This window comes from Burkholderia sp. Bp8963 (assembly GCF_003854275.1).
Lineage (GTDB): Bacteria > Pseudomonadota > Gammaproteobacteria > Burkholderiales > Burkholderiaceae > Burkholderia.
The window spans coordinates 19,692-38,337 of the sequence record NZ_QTQP01000011.1 but is presented as its reverse complement, the minus strand read 5'-3'; the positions used below and the strand labels follow the sequence as shown (position 1 = coordinate 38,337).

Here is an 18,646-nt window from a genome sequence, read left to right as displayed (position 1 = left end):
ACATCATCTACCGATGCCCCAGCCAAGCTACAAGACGGAAATCTATTGGAAGCAGTACCAGTCGTTTTTTCCCGGACATGCGCGAGTAACCGCCGCCAACGGCCCTGATGAAGAGCGGCTCCCCTGGAAAGGAGCATCGATCCATGTTGATCGATTTCCCTGCGCTGCATCGCCGCTGACGGTGATCGTCGTGCATGGAGGTGGAGGGTATGGCCGGCTGTTCGCGCCGATTGGCAAGCTGCTGCACGGCGCCGGCTACGAGGTAGTCGCTCCGGATCTACCGGGATATGGATTGAGTCAGGCGCCTGCTTCACTGGTTACTTACGAGGCGTGGACCGACTTGCTATGCGATCTGGCATCCATCGAATACCGGAACACTGGGCGGCGCGTCGTGTTGTGCGGCGGAAGCCTTGGTGGCTATCTGGCTTACCTGTGCGCGGCGCGAATGGGTGACGGCCCGATTGCTGGCGTGATCGCCACCACCCTTGCAGATCCGCGCTCGCCGCTGGTGAAACGACAGTTTGCCCGCAACGCGCTGGTGCGCCACGTCATGATGCCCCTGTTGCCCTTCTGCACCCCACTGATCGGCAGACTGAGACTGCCCGTGAAGTGGTTTACCAAAATGGGCGCGATGTCGAACGATCCATCGCTAAACCGGCTAGTTGTCGAGGATCCCTATGGTGGCGGCGTACGTGTGCCAGTCAATTTCATGAAGTCAATTTTCGCCGTGCGGCCGGACATTGAGCCCGAGGACTTCGACCACTGTCCTCTCCTGCTGGCACACCCCGAAAACGACCGCTGGACGAATTTCGAATCGAGCCGGCAGTTCTTCGACCGCATCAAGGGCGAGAAGCGATTGGTGATGCTGGAAAATTGCGGTCACTTTCCGGTGGAGGAGCCAGGCATCGCACAACTGGAGCAGGCTTCGATCCGATTCCTGCGGGAGATTGCCAGCAACCCGCTTGCAGCGACACAGCGCATCGCAGCGCAAGGTATGATCCCTGGCATTCATCGACACACCGACTGGAGGAAAGCGTGATACTGGAAATGGCACATATCGAAGTACTCCCGGGAACCCAGGCGCAATTCGAAGCGGGCGTGAAAAATGCGCTGCCGTTGTTCGCGCGCGCGAAAGGGTGCGGCGGCGCGGAATTGCACCGGATCGTCGAGCACGAGACTCGCTATGTGCTGATCGTGCGGTGGGAAACCGTCGAGGATCACACGGTGCACTTCCGGCAGTCGGACGATTTCCAAGAATGGCGGCGACTGGTCGGGGCCTGCTTCGCCAAACCGCCGGAGGCCATTCACACGGAAGTCGCGGTCAAATAGGTCAGGCGGCGATGCCGGGATCCTGACGCGACACAGCCGCAGAGCGCGACGCGCCTTTCGTGTGAGGCGCGCTCATTTCGGACATGAATCGTTCTTGCTAACGTCTTTTTATCGTCTTGTTGACGGCAAGCGGTGTAGCACTCGAGCCGCAATCGTTCACCGGCGGGTTCGCGAATATATCAGCGTGTCCGCGTCGTTGAACCGGACCGGTTCGGGGTCTGCGTAGCCGGCCTTTTCGGCCACGCGGATCGACGCGACATTGCCGGGCGAGATCAGGCATACACTGCGCTCGAAGTGGTGTTGTTCATCCAGCCATGCGAGCGCACACGTCAGCGCTTCGGTCGCGTATCCGTTGCCGTGCGCCCAGGTCGCAAGCGCCCAACCGGCCTCCGGAACGCCCCGAATCGACGGCTCCAGCGTCCGATGGAAATCGGCGAAGCCAAGATCGCCGACGTAACGCCCGGATGCCTTCTCGCGAATCGCCCAGTACCCGTAGCCGATCAACGGCCACAGCCCCCGATACGACAGCATGCGCATCCAGGATTCCCGTGGCGTCGAAGCCGTGCCGGCACCGATATGCGCGACGACCGCGGGTTCCGTCCACATCGCCGCGAGCGCGTCGAAGTCGTCGGCCGTATGACCTGCAAGGACGAGGCGCGCGGTTTCGAGAACGGGTGCGGTGCTGACGGGGGACGGGGAACTCGACGTCATCGTGGCTTGGCGTGGGTTGACGGGATGGCGGCGCGTGCGCGCAGCAGCGGCTACGATACAGCAAAAGGCGCCACCCGCGCCGATTTGGGCCAAAACGTCATTCGAAGTGGTGCACATAGCGCAGCACCATGCGCGTGCCTTGCGGCCGGTTGCGCGCATAGACTTCGAAGTACGCGTTGAACATCAGATGATCTTTCGGCGAGAAGCTATACATCGCACCGGGGCCGATCGCCAATACGGCTTCTCGCGTGCCGGGCACATCCTGGCCGTTTTCCTTCATGTCGGTGGTCTGGCGCAGCCAGTAGCCGTTGATGCCGAGACGCAGACCGGGGCGAACCTCGTACTCGGTCGCGAAATTCGCATGGATCGCCTGGCCAGCCTGGGTCGAGGTCACGTCCGGGCCGAGCGAAGTCGAAGGACGATGGTTGGTCGCATTCCACAGATAGTGCAGGCGCCATGACACCGTCCACTTCGGCGTCAGCCACAGCGTAGCCGCCCAGTATGGATCGAACGACCAGAAATGGCTGCCCGGGTTGATCGCGCGCGACGGATCGTATGCGCCGGTCGGCGCGATGAACTGGAATTCCACGCGCTGGGCAAAGCGCGGACCCTGCGCGCCCATGACCGGATCGAACTGGATGAACGGACCGATCAGCAGATCGCCGAAACCGGCGCGCGAATTCAGCGCCACGTTGCCGATCCCGTCGTCCGTATGCACGGACGCAACCCATGGCAGGATCACGTCGAGCCCCGGATGCAGCCCCGCGAACGTCAGCGGCGACTGATAGACGAGCTGGCTCAAGCCGGCGAACAGGTCGATGTCCTGCTTCGGCAGGCCGACCTTGTTGCCCGCATTGTCGTTGATGCGGCCCGCCGTGTAGTACTCCAGGTACTGCGTGCCGTACCAGCCGGAACCGGCCGGCGGCATGCCGTCGAGGAAGCTGGTCATGCCCAGGTTGACGCTCGGCAGGTCGGCCGCATCGGCCGGAGCGGTTCCGGCGATGCAAGTCGTCAGCACGAGGCCTGCGATGGCGAGCGGGTGAAAGCGGCATTTCATTTGAACCACCTCCTGCATATTTATTTGCATGACTAATCAAACCGGGCACGAAAGAGCCGGGTGAGCCGCAATCGCACGGTACTGCCCCGCGTGGAACACCAGCGGCGCCTTGCCGAACGCGTCGAACTGCTCGATCCGGCCGATGAAGATCAGGTGATCGCCGCCTTCGTACTGGCTGACATTGCGGCAGACGAAGCGCGCGCTCGCGCCTTCGAGGCAGGGCACGCCGCCAGCGCCGGACGCCACGTGAAGCACGCCGTCGAACTTGTCGGCGTGGGGTGTCGCGAAGCGGCGCGACAGGTCGATCTGGTCGTGCGCGAGAATGTTGATCGCGAAATGGGTGGCCGCGACGAAGTCCGTGCAGCTCGGCGCGGCTTTGCGCAGGCTCCACAGAACGAGGGGCGGATCCAGCGACAGCGACGAGAACGAGTTGGCGGTGAGACCGACCTTGCGTCCGTCGGCCGCGCGCGTGGTGATTACGGTGACGCCCGTCGGAAACTGCCCGAACGCGGCGCGCAATTGCGCCGGGTCGACGGCCGGCCGGGGGGTGGCGTCGGGATCGGCGGGATCATGCATGACGGTGGTTTCCATGTCGTTCACTCCGAACGCGCACTGTGTTCGCGAATCAACGCCGCGCACGCCGACGGCTCGAACCACCACGGCGAGAACTGGCGCGGATCGTCGAAGCCGTTGGCGATCGCCGCAGCGAGTGACGGCATGTGGCCGGCCGCGCCGAGCAGTTCGAGGATGTGCGGCGGCGGCGGCGTGAGCAGCGAGTTGGTCCACCGCACGACATGTTGCGCATAGGCCCAGTAGCGTTCGAAGGTGTCGCGCATCCAGTCTTCGCCGAACGGCGCGGATTCGCGCGAGAGGATCGCATCGAACACCACCTTCGCGCATTTCGCGGCGTTGTTCGATCCCTGGCCGGTGATCGGGTCGTTCACGACTACGGCATCGGCCATGCCGAACACCGTGCGGCCCGACGGCAGGCGGAAGAACGGCTTGCGCACCGTCGGCGTGAAGCGGCCGGACAGCGTGCCGTTCGGGTCGGTGAGCTCGACGTCGCGGCACCGTTCGAATTCCCATGGCACGTATTGCTGCAGGAACGACAGGCTCTTGTCGAGATGCTGCTCGGGCGTCTTCACGTCGGCCCAGCAGTCGAGCGGGCCGCCCGGAATGCCTTCGAACACCATGATTTCGCATGGACCGCTCGTGGTGAGCGCCGGGAACGCGAAATACTCGCCGATGCCCGGCAGCAGGTTGAAGCGCACGCGCGAATACGGCTGGCTCGGTGTCATGCCCTTCACATAGGTGAGGGCGAGCGCGCGCTGCGGGCGGTCGAACGCGCTGCGCGCGTCGTCGCGGCCGAGCAGGTTGACGATTTCGCCCTTGCCGGCCGCCAGCAGCACCAGATCGTGGCTTCGGGCCAGTTCCTCCAGTTCGGGCACGCCGACATCGCAGATGCGCACGTCCGCGCCGCGGCGCCGAACGGTTTCGAGCCAGTCGGCCATCTTGATGCGCTGGTCGACGGACTGCGCATAGCGGGTCAGCCGCGACGACCAGTCGATCGCCTTCAGGCCGTTGCGGTCCGGATGCGGCACCGCGAGGCCGATGCCCTCGACGGCAGGACAGGCTTCCTCCCACGTGTTCAGGCCGAGATCGCGCTCGATCTGCAGCGCGGTATGGAACATGCACTGGCTCGACATGACCTTGCCGGTGCGGATCTGTTCCGCGTCGCGGTTGGTCGCGAGCGTGACCTGATAGCCCTGGTCGAGCAGGGCGAAAGCGAGTTGCAGCCCGGACTGGCCGGCGCCGACGATGGCAATGCGTCTCATGAGATGGTCCTTGATTGATGGCGTTCCAACAGGAATGTGATCGATGGCCGGCCGTGGGCGGCGGTCATTCGGCGAGCCGTGGAATGGCCGGCACGGCCTGCTCGGGGCCCATAGCGGAATAACCGCCGTCCACCGCGTAGTCGGCGCCCGTCACGAAGCTCGCGGCGTCGCTGCACAGGAACGTGACCACCTGCGCGACTTCCGACGGATCGCCGACACGCCCGAGCAGATGGAACGGCGCGGCGACGCGATCGGTTTTCGTGCGGTCGCCGTGGGTCAGTTCGTCCATCACGCGCGACCACGTCCATCCCGGCGACACCGAGTTGACGCGAATGCGATCGGGCGCGAGATCCATGGCCATGCTGCGCGTGAGCTGGCGAATCGCCGCCTTGGACGTCGGGTAAAGCCAGCGGCCGGTCTGCGCGCACTGCGCGGAAATCGAGCTGAAGTTCACGATCGCGCCGCCACCGCGCCGGACCATGTGCGGATGCACGGCTTTGGTCAGCATCGCAGCCGACACCACGTTGACGTCCATCGCCGCGAGCCAGTCGTTGCGATTTGCGTGGATGCCGTTGTCGACGTAGCTGCAGGCCAGATTGACGAGCAGGTCGATCGCGCCGAACCGTTCGACGATCGCCGAGACCGCGTGTTCGATCGCGCGGTCGTCGGTGATGTCGGTGGCGATGAACATTCCGTGTGCGCCGAGGGTTTCCGCAACGCGCGCGCCGTTTTGCGCATCGAGGTCGAGCACCGCGACGCGCGCACCGGCGCGGCTCAGATCCTGCGCGACAGCGGCGCCGATCAGCGTGGCGCCGCCGGTGACGATCGCGACTTTGCCAGCAAGGACAGTCATGGGGTGTCTCCCGGAAACGATAGGTGAGGGCAGCGCACGGTCAAAGGAGGTCCGGCGACGGTGCGCTGTGCTGCCAGCGGCGCATCAGTCCGTTCGACGGAACGGTTTCGTCGAGCAGCTTGCGGGCCGTTTCGCCACCCGCGACCGGCAGGCCGGCCGGATCGAGCAGGCCGATCTGCACGAGCACGCTGGCCTGGTCCCAGTAGATATGCTCGTGATAGAGCTTGTCGCCGCGGAACTTGACGATCGCGACGAGCGGGATCTCGACACGCTTGCCGGTGGGCGCGACGCCCGGCAGCATCCAGTCGATCTCGGTGGTGTGCGTGAAGCAGAACAGCAGTTCGTCGACGATCTGGCTTGCGCCGATCGTGCGCGAGATCGGCGTAATCGTCGTGTCGGGCGGATTCGCGTGCACGAAGTGATGCGTGTAGAAGCGCTTGAGTTCCTCGTAGCCAACGCCCCCCGTGAGCGTCGGAATGTGATTCACGTAGGGCTCGGCAACCATCGTGGCCATCGTTGCGTCGACGTTGCGCGTATCGAATTCGTGCTTCAGATGGACTTCCCACAGCGCGGAAAGGTCGTAATGCGGGCCGAGCGTCCGGCGGAATGCGGCGATCGCGCGCTCGTGCGCCATCACCGCGGCCGCCTTGTCCCAGTGATCGCCGCCGACGCGTGCGAACGCATGATCGACGCCAGGATAGACATACACTTCGACATCCTTACGTCCGGACAATGCTTCGACGATGCGCTGCTGCGCGTCGGGCGGGCAGAAGCGATCCTGTCCGGCGATCTGCAGCACGAGACGCCCGTGCAGGTGGGCCGCCTCGTCCAGTGCATGCTCGATGCCTACGCCGTAGTAGCTGACCGCGCAGGCCACGCCCGGCAGCCGACACGCAGCGAGGTAGGCGAGCTTGCCGCCGAGGCAGTAGCCGAGCACGCCGGCCTCGCCGGTGCATTCGGGCAATTGCGTCAACACGTTGAGCGCCGCGCCGATGTCCTCGATCCCCTTGTCCTCGTCGTACTGCCGATAAAGCGCCATCGCGCGCTCGAAATCGGCTGCGGAGTCGCCGAGTTCGATGCCCGGCGACTGGCGCCAGAACAGGTCCGGCACGAGCACCGTATAGCCTTCCTCGGCAAGGTAGTCGGCCGCTTCGCGCATCGTCGCATTTGCGCCGAAGATCTCGTGACACAGCACGATGCCCGGCCCCTTTCCGGCGGCCGGCGTGCTCAGGTAGGCGCGAAACGTCCCGCCGTCCGGCGATGGAATGTCGATGTAACGTCGTTTCATGTGTCCCTCCGTCCCGTTGGTGTTTGTGACGGGCCTAGTATTGGTGGACGAAACTGGCGCTTCTATCCGCTTTCTTCGGCCGGTGTCCACGAATTCCGGAAACCTGACGATCCGGCGGCCGGACCCGCTCAGTTACGTGCCGGACTGCGGGTATATGCGGATGCGGACGCCCCGCGCAGTTTTCTACGATGCGCGAATGGTCCGCTTCTTGCGTTATTTGCGCGGGACTTGCGTTCTATCAGGCCGGACTGTCCGGATACTCCAGACGTTATCCGGTTCGTGTGACCGGATTCACCGGACCGGGAACGCGTGCACCGTGCAGGTGCAATCGAGCATGACGGGAGAACTTCGATGGCGCATTTTTCCGGGACGGGCTGGCTTGCCGAGGCCGCTTGTTTCAACCAGGGCAACCTGCTGCTGAAGTCGAACGATTTCGACGAGGTGCGCGCGCGCGTCGGGGACGTCTTCAAGCCTCATCGGCTCATGCTGACCGGCCATTCGCGCGAGTTGCACAGTTGCCTGCATCACGCGCGCTGCGGCGACCTGTCGCTGAATCTGCTCGACTACGGCAGTGAAGTCAGCATCGAGCCCGGACCACTCGAGAACTTCTTCCTGTTGCAGATCCCGCTGCGAGGCCAGGCCGAGATCGTATGCGGCTCGAAGCACTTCATTTCGTCGCCAGGCACGGCGTCGCTGATCTCGCCGACGCTGTCGCTGAAAATGCGCTGGGGCGATGCCTGTCCGCAGGCGATCCTCCGTATCGAGCGCGCGGTGCTGGAGCGGCATGCGGCGCGACATTTTGGCGACGACCGGCGCTCGCCGATCGAGTTCGACCCCGAGTTCCCGTTATCTTCTTCGCAGGGGGCGTGTCTCACGCAACTGCTGCCGATGCTTGCCGACGTGATCGCAACGGATGCGCATCCGTTGCGTCATCCGTTGGCATTCGAGCAGCTCGAATCGACGTTGCTCAACATCCTGCTTTACGGGCATCCGAACAGCGCGCGGACGGGGGCGCGACGCGTGCCGGCAGCACTCGCGCCGTTCTATGTGCGGCGGGCGGAGGAATACATCCGTGCGCACCTGCACGAATCGCTGACGATCGAACGGCTCGCCGAACTGGCGGGCGTCAGCCCGAGCACGCTGTTTGCCGGGTTCCGGAACCGTCATGGCACGACGCCGATGGCTTACGTGCGGCAGCTTCGGCTGCAGCACGTGCGCGACGAATTGCTCAGCGAGCAGACGCCGGGGCTCGCGTCGGTGACGGACATTGCGCTGAAATGGGGATTCGCGCACCTCGGGCGCTTCTCGATCGAATACAAGCGCGCGTTCGGGGAGTCGCCGTCGGCAACGCTCAGGACGCGACGGGTGCGGTGCTGACGGCGCGCCAGCCCCGAGCAAGTGGGTGACGATGACCTACACTATAAGCCCACCCTTCGCGGGCGAGCTTGCCGCTTTGGCGCAATGCAACATTCCTGCGACCCGGCTGAAGCCTGCGAACGGCAACTTTCATGGCCAGCGCGGCGCTCTGCGCTGCGTCGGCTCGTCTGAAGCGGAGGCTTCGAAAGGAGATCATCATGTTGCAAGCGAGTGAAATGCAGCAACGCTTCACTCATCTTCAGCAAACGGTCAGCGAGGCATCACGGACTTGCCACTCGGACAAGACCATCCCGAAGGATCTGATGAACTGGATGGATGAGTTGGACAAGGAATGCAAGTCCGGCAAGAAGATCATGTCATCCCATGACGAAGATCGCATCCGGAAATGGGTTGACGATCTCGAGCGGATTGGCGATCGAGCCGAGCGGGCTTGCATGCAGGCTGGCGGCCTCGATACCAGGGTAAAGAATGCCGTGAGCTCGATGCACTCTGAGCTTTCGGACCTGAAGCGGCAATTGCACTGAGCGTTTTGGCGGTCCTGGTCCGGGCTGCAGGCTCCACCGTACGGCGTACGGACATCCAGGGTTTTCGCTGTATGGAACGGGTAAGCAGCAAGCGGGTTTACACGTCTCGAATGCGTGATTTTCGGGTAGTAAGATCAACCGTCCTGTTGGACAAGGGTTTCTCAGAGCGAAATTCGCCCGCAGATCGCGGGCTTTTTTTTGTCTGCGCGTTTCGGGCAATTTTCCGAGGAACGTCAGCAAAGCTGATGTGATTCGAACAGGCTCCGGCCGAGCCAGTCCGACGGTGGCACGAACCGCCACCAGCGGCCGACGTAGCCCCACTGGAACTGGCCGCCCGTCTGCACGAGCATGCCGATCTCCGCATGGCGGTGCGCGGCCCAGACATATCCCTTGCAGCGCAGCAGCCGGCCGTTGGTCCACGGTCGGCGCAGCCATGCGAGCATGGCGTGCAGGATGAAACGGTGCGCGTTCGCGATAGACCCACGACGCGACCCCGTACGCGTCCGATTCGGACGGCCGCTCGTCGACCTGCATCTGTTGCATCCAGCCCGGTGATTCGACGAGCGCCGGCAGATCGAAGCGCCGGGTATCCAGCACGTCCGACAGGTCGATTTCATCGTGTCGCATCGGCAGGATCCGCGCGGACGGATTCAGCGACGCAAGCACCGCGCGCAGCCTGTCAAAACCCGTGTCGCCGATCCGGTCGAGCCGGCTGACGAGGATCACGTTCGCGTATTCGACCTGTTCGATCAACAGGTCGGACAGCTTGCGCGGCTGCCCGGTGTCGTTGCCATTCGCTAGCGCGGCGTCCGGTGCGACCGGTTGCACCGACGCGATCATGTCCTCGAACGTCTCGCCGTTGACGACCGTGACGAGGGTGTCGAGTCGTGCGAGTTCGCTCAGGCTGAAGCCGTCGCGGTCGAGGAACGCGAACGTCTCCGCGACCGGCATCGGCTCCGAGATGCCGGTCGACTCGATCAGCAAATAGTCGAAGCGCCGCTGCCGCGCGAGCGTGCTCACCTGCTCGAGCAGATCGGCGCGCAGCGTGCAGCAGATGCAGCCGTTGCTCATCTCGACCAGTTCGTCCTCGCCGCGATGCAGCTCGACGTGGCGTCGCACATCGTCGGCGTCGACGTTTATCTCGCTCATGTCGTTGACGATCACAGCGACCCTCAGGCCGGTGCGGTTGCGCAGGATGTGGTTCAACAGTGTCGTCTTCCCGGCGCCAAGGAATCCGGATAGCACCGTCGGCTCGGTCAGCCAGCGCATCGAATTCTGGCGCGAGATGATCTTGCGCCTGTTCGCGGACGTACAGATCGCGGCCGTGCAGAAGGCCGATTTCTTTGGCCGAGTCCGGCAGCGCAAGTGCGACAAGCTGCGGATCTCGGATATCCACGCGAGCGAGCAGGCGGTGACCCGACGCTATCGTCAGGCGCGTAGCGAGTACGAGGACAAGTATTTCGCGGTGCTGATGCTCGAGGGCAGTCAGTCGGTCGAGCAGGACGGGAAGATCGTGACGCTGCGCCCTGGCGATTTCGCGGTATACGACGCGACGCGACCCCATCACCTGCAATTCGGCCAGTCCTGGCGCGAGATCGTCGTCAGCATTCCGCGCCCGACGCTGAACCAGCTTGTCGTCGGGATGGAACACCGCACCGCATGCCCGATTCCGACCGGGCAGGGAGTCGGCTGCGTGATGCGGGGTTTTCTCGAGCAGATGTCGTCGCAAATCCGCCACGTGTCCGAGGACGAAGTGCTGCAGTTGTCGGATACCGCGATCTCGCTGATCGCGATGACGCTCGGGAGCCTGCAGCGCAACGACTTCGCACAGTCGCGGATAAAGGCGCTGACGCTCACGCGCGTGAAGCGGCATCTGCTCGAGCACCTGCGCGACCCGGACCTGAACCCGATGATGGTCGAGCAGGCGATCGGGATTTCGTCGCGGTACATCAACAAGCTGTTCGAGGTGGAAAACACGTCGCTGATGCGCTACGTGTGGAACCTGCGGCTCGAACGGTGCGCGGAAGATCTCGTGAATCCGCAGTGTGCGGTGTTGCGCGTGTCCGACATCGCGTTGCGCTGGGGATTCAACGACATGTCGCATTTCAGTCGTGCGTTCCGCGAACGGTTCGCGATGTCGCCACGCGCGTGGCGCGGGCAGGGCGGTGCCGGGTCCCCGGCCTGACGCAGGGTTTGACGGGGACGGCCTCCAGTGAAGGCGATATGCGCCTTATCGCTTCCCGTTTATTCGATTCTTGGTACGCCGTGCCCGGAGATGTGAAAACGCCGGGAAGCGCGATGGTATCTGCCCGCATAACGTTATATCCGGAACGATTTCGACCGTAAATTTACGATTACAGCACTTATCGCACGCATCTCGAAAAAGACAAGACATTAACACCTTTGATCTGATTTAAGCGGACCATAGTGGCGTCGCAATTTTTGAACCTGCTTTATTCGTAATACTGATTTCCATACAACGGTCACCAATTATTCGTTTATCCGGAAGCCGTTACAGCGTCGAGATAGGTATGACATGACATGGAGGGGCGGAGACGTTGCCCCCACTCATAAACGAAGCACCTGTCCGTAAATCAGAATTTACGAACATGTTTTGAAGGCTCACTTTCCGGTCGTTCTTTGCATATCCTGATGGTTAGATCTATTAAATGTTGTTCACATGAAAACAAGCTGAGTCGTCATAGGTAAGCTCTCACCGCTCCTGCGTGTCGTGCCACTGCAACTGCTTGTCTGCCACACTGCCTGCGCAAGAGGAAGCGATGTCGGCAAGCCGTGCAATCTCGCGAAGTCGGTCACAGTCGAATGGCTGGGACGTCGAAGGAGTCCACGATGCGTTTCCCAAGCAATCTTTCATACCGGCACCAAATTGGCGCCTTGGCAATTGTCATTCCCATTACCGCCGCGTCGCTCGGCACTTTCATCTTTCAGGACGCGCTTGCCCAAAATAGCGCGGCAACGGCCAAAACCGGAAAGGCGAACCCGACCACCACGTTCAAGGTTCCACCATTGCCCAATGGTTCCGCCCATGTGTCGATAAAACCGGGCATGTCGGATAAGGACTGGGCAAATGCGTACAAGGAAACGGGGCGTCCCAAATTCGATCGGAAAACCGTGAAGCGCGCAGGCGGCAACGTCCAGCGAGATTAAGGGGAGGCAATCGTGAAGAAGATCATTCTGATTGTCGCACTGCTTGCCGGATTCGTGGAGATCACACTGCCGAACACGGCCTGCGCGCAGATCACGAACACGCAACATACGCTGATCTTGTACGACAATCCGCCCAGCGACCCATATTCAAAGCTCGGTCTGATCTACAGCATCATGCTGCGGAACTTGCTAGGCCACTTCAATACCGCGACCGACATTGTGCCCGTGCAGAACTACACCGCCGGTATGGTCGCAAACCATGACGCGACGTTTTACATCGGCGATTATTACAACAATCCCCTGCCGGCCGCATTTTTGAACGACGTGATGTCGTCCACGAAGACCGTGGTCTGGTTCAAGTACAACTTGTGGCAAATCGCATGGAACTCGGCTTATACGTTCAATCAGACCTTCGGCTTCAGCTTTGTCGGACTCGCGGGACTCAATTCAACGCCTTCGTCGAGCAATCCGAATCCGGGTTTCTATGACACGGTCACATACAAGACCATGTCGATGGTCAAGTACTACGCATTCAATCCTTCGACCGGCGTCGTCAGCGCGGATCCGGACGTTGGTCTCACGCAGGTGCTCGATCCATCCAAGGCGCAATCGCTGGTGACGATCACGAACAGTCAGAGCAAAGCGACGGCGCCCTACATCATGCGCTCCGGCAATTTCTGGTATTTCGCTGACATCCCGTTCTCGTACATCGGGCCGACAGATCGATATCTGGTCATTTGCGACGTGCTGCACGACATCCTCAATGACGGGACAAGCACTGCCGCGCCGAATCATCGCGCCCTCGTGCGACTCGAGGACCTCGACGCCTACACGACGATTGGTTCCATGAAGCAGCTGACGGATTACCTTTTCTCAAGGAAAATTCCGTTCACGATGGCGACGATTCCCTTGTACACGGATCCGAATGGCTATTACAACGGGGGGACACCCGAAACCATTCACCTTGCGAACGCGACCGGTTTGCAATCCGAGTTGAGCTATGCGCTGGCTCGCGGCGGATCGATCGTGATGCATGGCTATACGCATCAGTATGACGCGACGCCGAACCTGCAAAATGCCGTCTCCGGTAGCGACTATGAATTCTGGTATGCGGTGCAGAACCGTCCGGTGGACGAAGAGCAGGGCTCGCCGAACTGGGCACTCCAGCGAATGACGGCGGGGCTCGCCGAATTCTCGACCAACGGGTATACGGTGGCCGGCTGGGCGGCACCGCAGTACCAGATGTCTGCGTTGTCCTCACAGGCAGCAGCAAGCACGTTTCCCGCTGCCACGTTCCAGAGAGCGGTCTACTACACGGCGAGCAACCCGCAGCTGGGAACCGGAGCGGCAAATCAGGATTTTTCAGCGGGTCAGTTCTTTCCGTACATCATCAATTCCGACTTCTACGGCGAGCGGATCGTCCCGGAGAATCTTGGAAGTATCCAGTACAACATCTGCAACATCGACCCATTTTCGTGCATCAGTTATACGTGGCAGCAAGTCGCAACGAATGCGAATTACGCTCTTGTGGTGCGAGATGGCTTCGCGTCGTTCTTCTTTCACCCGTACTGGATGGAGCCCGACCTGAATTTACCGGCATTTAGCGACTTCCAGAACCTTGTCACCGCCATCACCAACATGGGCTACACATGGGTAGACGGAACCACGGCCAAATGACCGTCCGAAGTTTCAGTGTAGTGATGGTCGGAGACAGCAATGAAGAAGGTACTAATTGTATTTGGTACGCGACCGGAGGCCATCAAGGTGGCCCCTCTCGTGCACCTGCTTTCGGTCCAACCGAATGTTGACGCAAAGGTTTGCGTGACCGCCCAGCACCGGGAAATGCTCGATCAGGTATTGCATTTGTTCGGCATCTCACCGAGCTTCGATCTGAATCTCATGCGCAAGGGGCAGACGCTGAGCGAACTCACCTCCAACGTACTTCAAGGCGTCGGCGCAATCTATGATGACTGGCAGCCGGAAATCGTCCTCGTGCATGGGGATACCACTACGACGCTTGCTGCGAGTCTCGCAGCGTTCTATCGCTACATCCCCGTCGGTCACATTGAAGCCGGATTGAGGACAGGCAACATTTGGTCGCCGTGGCCGGAGGAACTCAACCGCCGCGTTGCTGACGCCATTTCTTCGTGGCTTTTCGCCCCTACCGAACAAGCGCGGCTCAACCTGTTCTCCGAGGGCGCACTGCCTTCTCGCGTCGTATTGACCGGCAATACGGTTATCGATGCGTTAATTCAAGTGAAGCGAAAACTGGACGACGATCCGTCGCTCAGCGCGCGCATCGGGTCGGCCTATCCGTTTCTCGACGTGGCCCGGAGATTGATACTCGTTACCGGACACCGGCGCGAGAGCTTCGGCGAGCCCTTCAAGAATTTCTGCAAGGCATTGCGCCAACTGGCTGCAATGCGCGATGACATACAACTGGTTTACCCCGTGCATCTGAATCCAAACGTTCAGCAACCGGTGCGGGCGATCCTTGGCGGGCAACCTAACGTGCACCTTATCGAGCCGCAAGAGTACCTTCCTTTTGTCTTCCTGATGTCGCGAGCGTTCCTGATCGTCACCGATTCGGGCGGAATCCAGGAGGAAGGGCCGGCGCTCGGCAAGCCTGTCCTCGTGACACGAGATACCACGGAGCGTCCGGAGGCCGTGCAGGCGGGCACGGCTCGACTCGTCGGCACCGACACCGAGCGCATCATCGCGGAGGTGACCCGCTTGCTCGACGACAGCACGCAATACAATGCCATGGCCCACGCTACCAATCCGTATGGCGATGGACATGCAAGCGCAAGAATCGTTGACGCGCTATTGAATATTCCGGCTTTGGAGGAGGAGATTGCGTTGCCCGGCCTGCCGCGCAAGGTGTTCGATAGTGCGATTGCTTCAGGGCTGCATGCTTTGCGCTCGAATTAGGTCATCACGGTAGTTCGACATTGCTTTAATGATACGTTTAACCGGTTTGCAACGACGAAAAGATGAAAGCGACTCATGCACATTCGGTATCGGATTAAAGATTGACATCGCCAACATAATTTAATGGACTGTGGGTCGATCGATCCTGGTGGCACGGGTTGCGGGATGGATTGGAATGGACGGAACGTCGATTTGGCTTTCGCATTTGCATGGCTTGAATATGGTTGCGATGGTGACGGCGATCGTCGTATTCATCAGCTCAATCGACGACCTTCTTCTGGCTGAGTACGACTTTGTTCGGTTGCCCGTTCTGTCGCTGCCACGAAAATGGAATGCGTTCGTTGCAGGCACCTATCATCGCAAGCGACGCGCAAATCGCCTCCGCACGCTCGCGGCACGCGTACTTTCAGGAGTTCGAGCGCAGACGCGGTCCGGAGGAAGGTTCTCGCCGGGCTTCCGCGCCGGGACCGACTGGGGGACGGCATGAGACACGCGCGAAATTCGGCCGCCGTGCAATGGGGGCGGCTGGCGAGGGTGGGATGGATTGCCGCCGTCGCGTCGCTCGCCTGGCCGGTACCGGGGAACGGCGCCGAGTCGCTTGCGCCCAAAGCGTATCGCCTCGCGGATGCCGCTTACAAGGCGATTGCCTCGGGTGACCTGCCGCACGCGGAGCGCTACGCGTCGGAAGCGCTCAAGGTGCAGCCGACCAGCCTGCAGCTCGGGCTCTTGCGGCTTGACGTGCTCATGCGGGAGGGAAAGATCGACAAAGCCGACGCGCAAGCCGAGAGCCTGTTACGGCGCCATCCAGAAAGCGCGCGGGTGCGGGCGCAGCACGGCTTTCTTGCGCAGAGGCAGCACAGATACGAAACGGCCGCCCGCGATTTCGCTGCCGCCATCGCGAAGGGTGGATGGAGTCGCAGAGAGGAACGCAATCTGCGCCTTGCCTGGGCAGACAGTGCGCTCGCCGCGCATGAACCGGATCAGGCGAGCGCAGCCTTGCGGCCGCTTCAGGGTCATCCGGATAGCGCCGTGCAGTTGCGGATTGCGCAGCTGCGGCTGCGCAACGGCAACCGGAAAGCCGCATTGCTCGCAGCGCGGCTTGCACAGCACCACGCGGCAACGAACGACGAGAAGCAAAGTGCGGCCGAGTTGATCGCTTACGCGAAACAGCCGCCGCCGGCCAACGACAGGGCCATGAAAACACTGCAGACGGCCTACGATTTGCTGCGAGAAAACAAGGATGACGAGGCACTGAGGCGGTTCGAAGAAGGCTTCGCCGAGGGCGGCGGCAACGCAGGCAACTTTGCCGACGCTGGCTACGCCGCCAAGCGCCTCAGCAAGAATGAAGAAGCGATCGAGCTGTTCAAGCGCAGTATCGATGCCGACGATGCCGAGCAGACATTGGACCGGCAACGCAAGCGCAATATCAAGACAGACGATACCGGGCAGAGATCCGACGTGCCACGCAAGCGCAGTACCAATGCAGGCGATGCCGAGCAGCCATTGGACGTGCAACGCAAACGCAATATCAATGCAGACGATACCGAGCAGACATCGGACACGCAACGCCAGCGCAGTATCGATGCAGACGATACCGAGCAGACATCGGACACGCAACGCCAGCGCAGTATCGATGCAGCCATTACCAAGCAGGCATGGAACGCGCCACGCCAACGCACTCTCGATGCAGCCGTTACCGAGCAGACATTGAACGAGCAAAGCCAGCGCAGTCTCGATGCAGACGTTACCGAACAGACATTGGACCAGCAACGCCAGCGCAGTACCGATGCAGACGTTAACGAGCAGGCATTGGACCGGAAACGCAAGCGCAGTATCGATGCAGACGTTAACGAGCAGACATCGGAGCAGACATCGGAGCAGACATCGGACCGCCAACGCCGATTCGGCTACCGGCGCGAAATCCAGCAGCTTGAGCGGCACTGGGGCTTTGTCATGAGCTTGCCGTACCAGGGGTCCGCGTTCTCGCCGCAAGGCACGGTCCGCGTCCTGCAGCCCGGTATCGAGGCCTATTGGCAGCCACCCCGCATCGGCTACCGGAACGGGCGAATTCTGCAGTTTTTCGTACGTGGGTATGGCACTGCCTATGACGGCACAGGAAACGTGACTGGAATGCCGACGGTGCAGGGGTCGGTCGGCGTGCGCTACAAGCCGATTCCCGACCAGAATCTCTTCGTGACCGCGGAGCGACTCGTCCACATCGGCCGGCTGTCGACGAACGACTGGCTCGCGCGCCTTGGTTACTCATCGGAGGCCGGCAATGATTTGCGCATGACGGAGCCGAGCTGGCGAAGCTGGCAAGCCTATGCCGAAGCAGACTACTTCTTTCATCAGGGCCGCTATATCTTGTATTCGCAGTTGCGCTACGGGCATACGTGGGCCATTCCATCGGTCAGCGATCATCTGACCGTCTATCCGCACATCGCCGCGGCGTTCGATCATGACAATCGCGAGAAGGACAAGACGGCGATCGGTATCGGCCCGGGTGTGCAATTTCGCTTCTGGTTTCGCGAGAGCCGCTACAGCGCGCCGGCCAGCTGGGTCGACCTGACTGTCCAATACCGCTTTCCTCTGACGTCGGCTGCGCGTTCGCGCGGGCTTTTCGTGCAGGCTACGCTCTGGTATTAGCCTTGATCAACAGGGACATCGAGGAGTGCGGCCGATGCCACACCTGTCTTCGTTTTCGGCATTCAAGTGTGCGTTCTCGCTCGGCTGGCTGCTGGCGGCAGCCGGGTGCGCCTTTATGATGCCAGCTGATTCGTACGCGGTCGGAATTGTCTGGCAGATCGATGCGGCAACGGTCGATCCCGTCGGCAATTGGCAATGGCTGGGCGCGAGCGACCTGCTGGTCCAGTGGATCGTTGTCGATGACACTGCCTTTGTGCGGAATACGGGGCTACGCACGGCTGCCCACCTGCCGGATTGGGACCGGATCAGTCGAGAACCGTGGGCAAAGAACGTCATCCTGGGGCTGGCCGGAGATACAGACGAAAGGCGCGCGCGCACGAACTTTGCCAGGCTAGGAGAAATCTCGGCGGCGCTCGTGCGTATGCCGACTCCATTGCATGTCACAGGCTATTACTTTCCGGTCGAAATCGATCCTAGCTGGACCGACGCACCTCGGCTTGTCCCAGTCCTGAATGAATTGCCGCGGCCACTCTGGGTGACCGTCTACGATCGCGCCAACGTCGGCGGCGATACGCTTGGCCGCTGGCTCGCTTCATGGCTACCCGCAGACGTGGGGGTGTTCTTTCAGGACGGTTGCGGCGTCAATGCACGAATACCGCCGGTTGCGCGCAACTATCTCGATGCGCTATCTCACCACTTGGGCAAAGACAGGGTTCGCGTCGTTGCTGAGGCCTTCAGGCCTGCCGTACACGGAGGCTTTCGCGCCGCGACTGCTGACGAACTGCGTGCACAGATGTCAGCCTACAGCGGCTATTCCGTCTATCTCTTTGACGGGCCCCACTACGTGTCGGACGACCTCGCACGGGCACTGGCGCCGCAACGCGCTGCGCCGCCGGGGCCCAGCCGCTGACGACGCGGATGCCTTCG

General features: G+C 61.6%; 18 protein-coding genes and 1 pseudogene. 12 read left to right on the top strand and 7 right to left on the bottom strand.

Features of this window, described 5'->3' with window-relative positions:
* Positions 1 to 13 precede the first annotated feature (13 nt).
* Together DID96_RS11680 and DID96_RS11675 are read left to right on the top strand one after the other, a co-directional pair.
* Complete coding sequence (locus tag DID96_RS11680; RefSeq protein ID WP_124599477.1) at positions 14 to 1,039, top strand: carboxylesterase; 1,026 nt, start codon at positions 14 to 16, stop codon at positions 1,037 to 1,039.
* An 8-nt stretch (positions 1,040 to 1,047) separates the two neighbouring features.
* Positions 1,048 to 1,329 carry an antibiotic biosynthesis monooxygenase gene (locus tag DID96_RS11675; protein ID WP_124599476.1) on the top strand — a complete coding sequence of 94 codons (282 nt, stop codon included), beginning with the start codon at positions 1,048 to 1,050 and terminating at the stop codon, positions 1,327 to 1,329.
* A gap of 156 nt (positions 1,330 to 1,485) precedes the next feature.
* On the opposite strand, the gene DID96_RS11670 is transcribed toward DID96_RS11675, so the two are convergent.
* The 6 genes from DID96_RS11670 to DID96_RS11645 all read right to left on the bottom strand — a co-directional run bounded on the left by DID96_RS11670 (position 1,486) and on the right by DID96_RS11645 (position 7,073).
* The gene (locus DID96_RS11670; RefSeq protein ID WP_124599475.1) at positions 1,486 to 2,040 is read right to left on the bottom strand and encodes a GNAT family N-acetyltransferase; all 555 of its coding nucleotides are present in this window, start codon (positions 2,038 to 2,040) and stop codon (positions 1,486 to 1,488) included.
* A 97-nt stretch (positions 2,041 to 2,137) separates the two neighbouring features.
* A complete protein-coding gene (locus DID96_RS11665) occupies positions 2,138 to 3,097 on the bottom strand; it encodes a transporter (RefSeq protein ID WP_124599474.1) in 960 nt (319 codons plus the stop codon).
* Positions 3,098 to 3,133: 36 nt separating this feature from the next.
* Positions 3,134 to 3,688: a flavin reductase family protein gene (locus DID96_RS11660; protein ID WP_260463855.1), complete on the bottom strand. Its 555-nt coding sequence runs from the start codon at positions 3,686 to 3,688 to the stop codon at positions 3,134 to 3,136.
* Between the two features lie 5 nt (positions 3,689 to 3,693).
* Positions 3,694 to 4,932 (bottom strand): styrene monooxygenase/indole monooxygenase family protein, encoded by a 1,239-nt coding sequence (locus DID96_RS11655; RefSeq protein ID WP_124599473.1) that lies wholly within the window; start codon positions 4,930 to 4,932, stop codon positions 3,694 to 3,696.
* Positions 4,933 to 4,996: 64 nt separating this feature from the next.
* Complete coding sequence (locus DID96_RS11650) at positions 4,997 to 5,785, bottom strand: SDR family oxidoreductase (RefSeq protein ID WP_124599472.1); 789 nt, start codon at positions 5,783 to 5,785, stop codon at positions 4,997 to 4,999.
* A gap of 40 nt (positions 5,786 to 5,825) precedes the next feature.
* Positions 5,826 to 7,073 carry a dienelactone hydrolase family protein gene (locus DID96_RS11645; protein WP_124599471.1) on the bottom strand — a complete coding sequence of 416 codons (1,248 nt, stop codon included), beginning with the start codon at positions 7,071 to 7,073 and terminating at the stop codon, positions 5,826 to 5,828.
* Positions 7,074 to 7,424: 351 nt separating this feature from the next.
* On the opposite strand from DID96_RS11645, the gene DID96_RS11640 reads away from it, so the two are divergent.
* From DID96_RS11640 to DID96_RS11635, 3 genes are read left to right on the top strand one after another with little or no spacing between them, the layout of a single operon-like run.
* A complete protein-coding gene (locus DID96_RS11640; RefSeq protein WP_124599470.1) occupies positions 7,425 to 8,450 on the top strand; it encodes an AraC family transcriptional regulator in 1,026 nt (341 codons plus the stop codon).
* A 25-nt stretch (positions 8,451 to 8,475) separates the two neighbouring features.
* Positions 8,476 to 8,664, top strand: a complete 189-nt coding sequence (locus tag DID96_RS38265) for a hypothetical protein (RefSeq protein ID WP_185732222.1) — start codon at positions 8,476 to 8,478, stop codon at positions 8,662 to 8,664.
* Complete coding sequence (locus DID96_RS11635) at positions 8,648 to 8,974, top strand: hypothetical protein (protein WP_124599469.1); 327 nt, start codon at positions 8,648 to 8,650, stop codon at positions 8,972 to 8,974. Before DID96_RS38265 ends, DID96_RS11635 begins: the two co-directional genes overlap by 17 nt.
* Before the next feature lie 272 nt (positions 8,975 to 9,246).
* Here DID96_RS11635 and DID96_RS11630 read toward each other — a convergent pair.
* Positions 9,247 to 10,243, bottom strand: a pseudogene (locus DID96_RS11630) (GTP-binding protein); the annotation flags it as partial.
* Here DID96_RS11630 and DID96_RS11625 point away from each other — a divergent pair.
* The 7 genes from DID96_RS11625 (at position 10,170) to DID96_RS11595 (ending at position 18,629) form a co-directional block, all read left to right on the top strand.
* Positions 10,170 to 11,159 carry a helix-turn-helix domain-containing protein gene (locus tag DID96_RS11625; RefSeq protein ID WP_260463854.1) on the top strand — a complete coding sequence of 330 codons (990 nt, stop codon included), beginning with the start codon at positions 10,170 to 10,172 and terminating at the stop codon, positions 11,157 to 11,159. The pseudogene DID96_RS11630 and the gene DID96_RS11625 sit on opposite strands and share 74 nt — an antisense overlap.
* Before the next feature lie 665 nt (positions 11,160 to 11,824).
* Positions 11,825 to 12,142, top strand: coding sequence for a hypothetical protein (locus DID96_RS11620; protein ID WP_260463853.1), 318 nt, complete (start codon positions 11,825 to 11,827; stop codon positions 12,140 to 12,142).
* Between the two features lie 12 nt (positions 12,143 to 12,154).
* The gene (locus DID96_RS11615) at positions 12,155 to 13,819 is read left to right on the top strand and encodes a DUF2334 domain-containing protein (protein WP_124599467.1); all 1,665 of its coding nucleotides are present in this window, start codon (positions 12,155 to 12,157) and stop codon (positions 13,817 to 13,819) included.
* A gap of 39 nt (positions 13,820 to 13,858) precedes the next feature.
* Positions 13,859 to 15,073, top strand: coding sequence for a non-hydrolyzing UDP-N-acetylglucosamine 2-epimerase (gene wecB, locus DID96_RS11610; protein ID WP_124599466.1), 1,215 nt, complete (start codon positions 13,859 to 13,861; stop codon positions 15,071 to 15,073).
* 175 nt (positions 15,074 to 15,248) lie between these two features.
* Complete coding sequence (locus DID96_RS11605) at positions 15,249 to 15,560, top strand: hypothetical protein (protein ID WP_124599465.1); 312 nt, start codon at positions 15,249 to 15,251, stop codon at positions 15,558 to 15,560.
* Positions 15,557 to 17,719 carry a bacteriophage N4 adsorption protein A gene (locus DID96_RS11600; RefSeq protein WP_124599464.1) on the top strand — a complete coding sequence of 721 codons (2,163 nt, stop codon included), beginning with the start codon at positions 15,557 to 15,559 and terminating at the stop codon, positions 17,717 to 17,719. Before DID96_RS11605 ends, DID96_RS11600 begins: the two co-directional genes overlap by 4 nt.
* Positions 17,720 to 17,753: 34 nt before the next feature.
* Entirely contained in the window at positions 17,754 to 18,629 is an 876-nt protein-coding gene (locus DID96_RS11595; RefSeq protein WP_409333772.1) for a hypothetical protein, read from the top strand.
* Positions 18,630 to 18,646: the final 17 nt, after the last annotated feature.

Excerpts from the sequence above, each read along its gene's own strand:
- DID96_RS11680 (WP_124599477.1), top strand. The coding sequence starts at position 14 with ATGCCCCAGCCAAGCTACAAGACGGAAATCTATTGGAAGCAGTACCAG.
- DID96_RS11675 (WP_124599476.1), top strand. The coding sequence starts at position 1,048 with ATGGCACATATCGAAGTACTCCCGGGAACCCAGGCGCAATTCGAAGCG.
- DID96_RS11670 (WP_124599475.1), bottom strand. The coding sequence starts at position 2,040 with ATGACGTCGAGTTCCCCGTCCCCCGTCAGCACCGCACCCGTTCTCGAA.
- DID96_RS11665 (WP_124599474.1), bottom strand. The coding sequence starts at position 3,097 with ATGAAATGCCGCTTTCACCCGCTCGCCATCGCAGGCCTCGTGCTGACG.
- DID96_RS11660 (WP_260463855.1), bottom strand. The coding sequence starts at position 3,688 with ATGGAAACCACCGTCATGCATGATCCCGCCGATCCCGACGCCACCCCC.
- DID96_RS11655 (WP_124599473.1), bottom strand. The coding sequence starts at position 4,932 with ATGAGACGCATTGCCATCGTCGGCGCCGGCCAGTCCGGGCTGCAACTC.
- DID96_RS11650 (WP_124599472.1), bottom strand. The coding sequence starts at position 5,785 with ATGACTGTCCTTGCTGGCAAAGTCGCGATCGTCACCGGCGGCGCCACG.
- DID96_RS11645 (WP_124599471.1), bottom strand. The coding sequence starts at position 7,073 with ATGAAACGACGTTACATCGACATTCCATCGCCGGACGGCGGGACGTTT.
- DID96_RS11640 (WP_124599470.1), top strand. The coding sequence starts at position 7,425 with ATGGCGCATTTTTCCGGGACGGGCTGGCTTGCCGAGGCCGCTTGTTTC.
- DID96_RS11635 (WP_124599469.1), top strand. The coding sequence starts at position 8,648 with ATGTTGCAAGCGAGTGAAATGCAGCAACGCTTCACTCATCTTCAGCAA.
- DID96_RS11625 (WP_260463854.1), top strand. The coding sequence starts at position 10,170 with ATGTGGTTCAACAGTGTCGTCTTCCCGGCGCCAAGGAATCCGGATAGC.
- DID96_RS11620 (WP_260463853.1), top strand. The coding sequence starts at position 11,825 with ATGCGTTTCCCAAGCAATCTTTCATACCGGCACCAAATTGGCGCCTTG.
- wecB (WP_124599466.1), top strand. The coding sequence starts at position 13,859 with ATGAAGAAGGTACTAATTGTATTTGGTACGCGACCGGAGGCCATCAAG.
- DID96_RS11605 (WP_124599465.1), top strand. The coding sequence starts at position 15,249 with ATGGACGGAACGTCGATTTGGCTTTCGCATTTGCATGGCTTGAATATG.
- DID96_RS11600 (WP_124599464.1), top strand. The coding sequence starts at position 15,557 with ATGAGACACGCGCGAAATTCGGCCGCCGTGCAATGGGGGCGGCTGGCG.
- DID96_RS11595 (WP_409333772.1), top strand. The coding sequence starts at position 17,754 with ATGCCACACCTGTCTTCGTTTTCGGCATTCAAGTGTGCGTTCTCGCTC.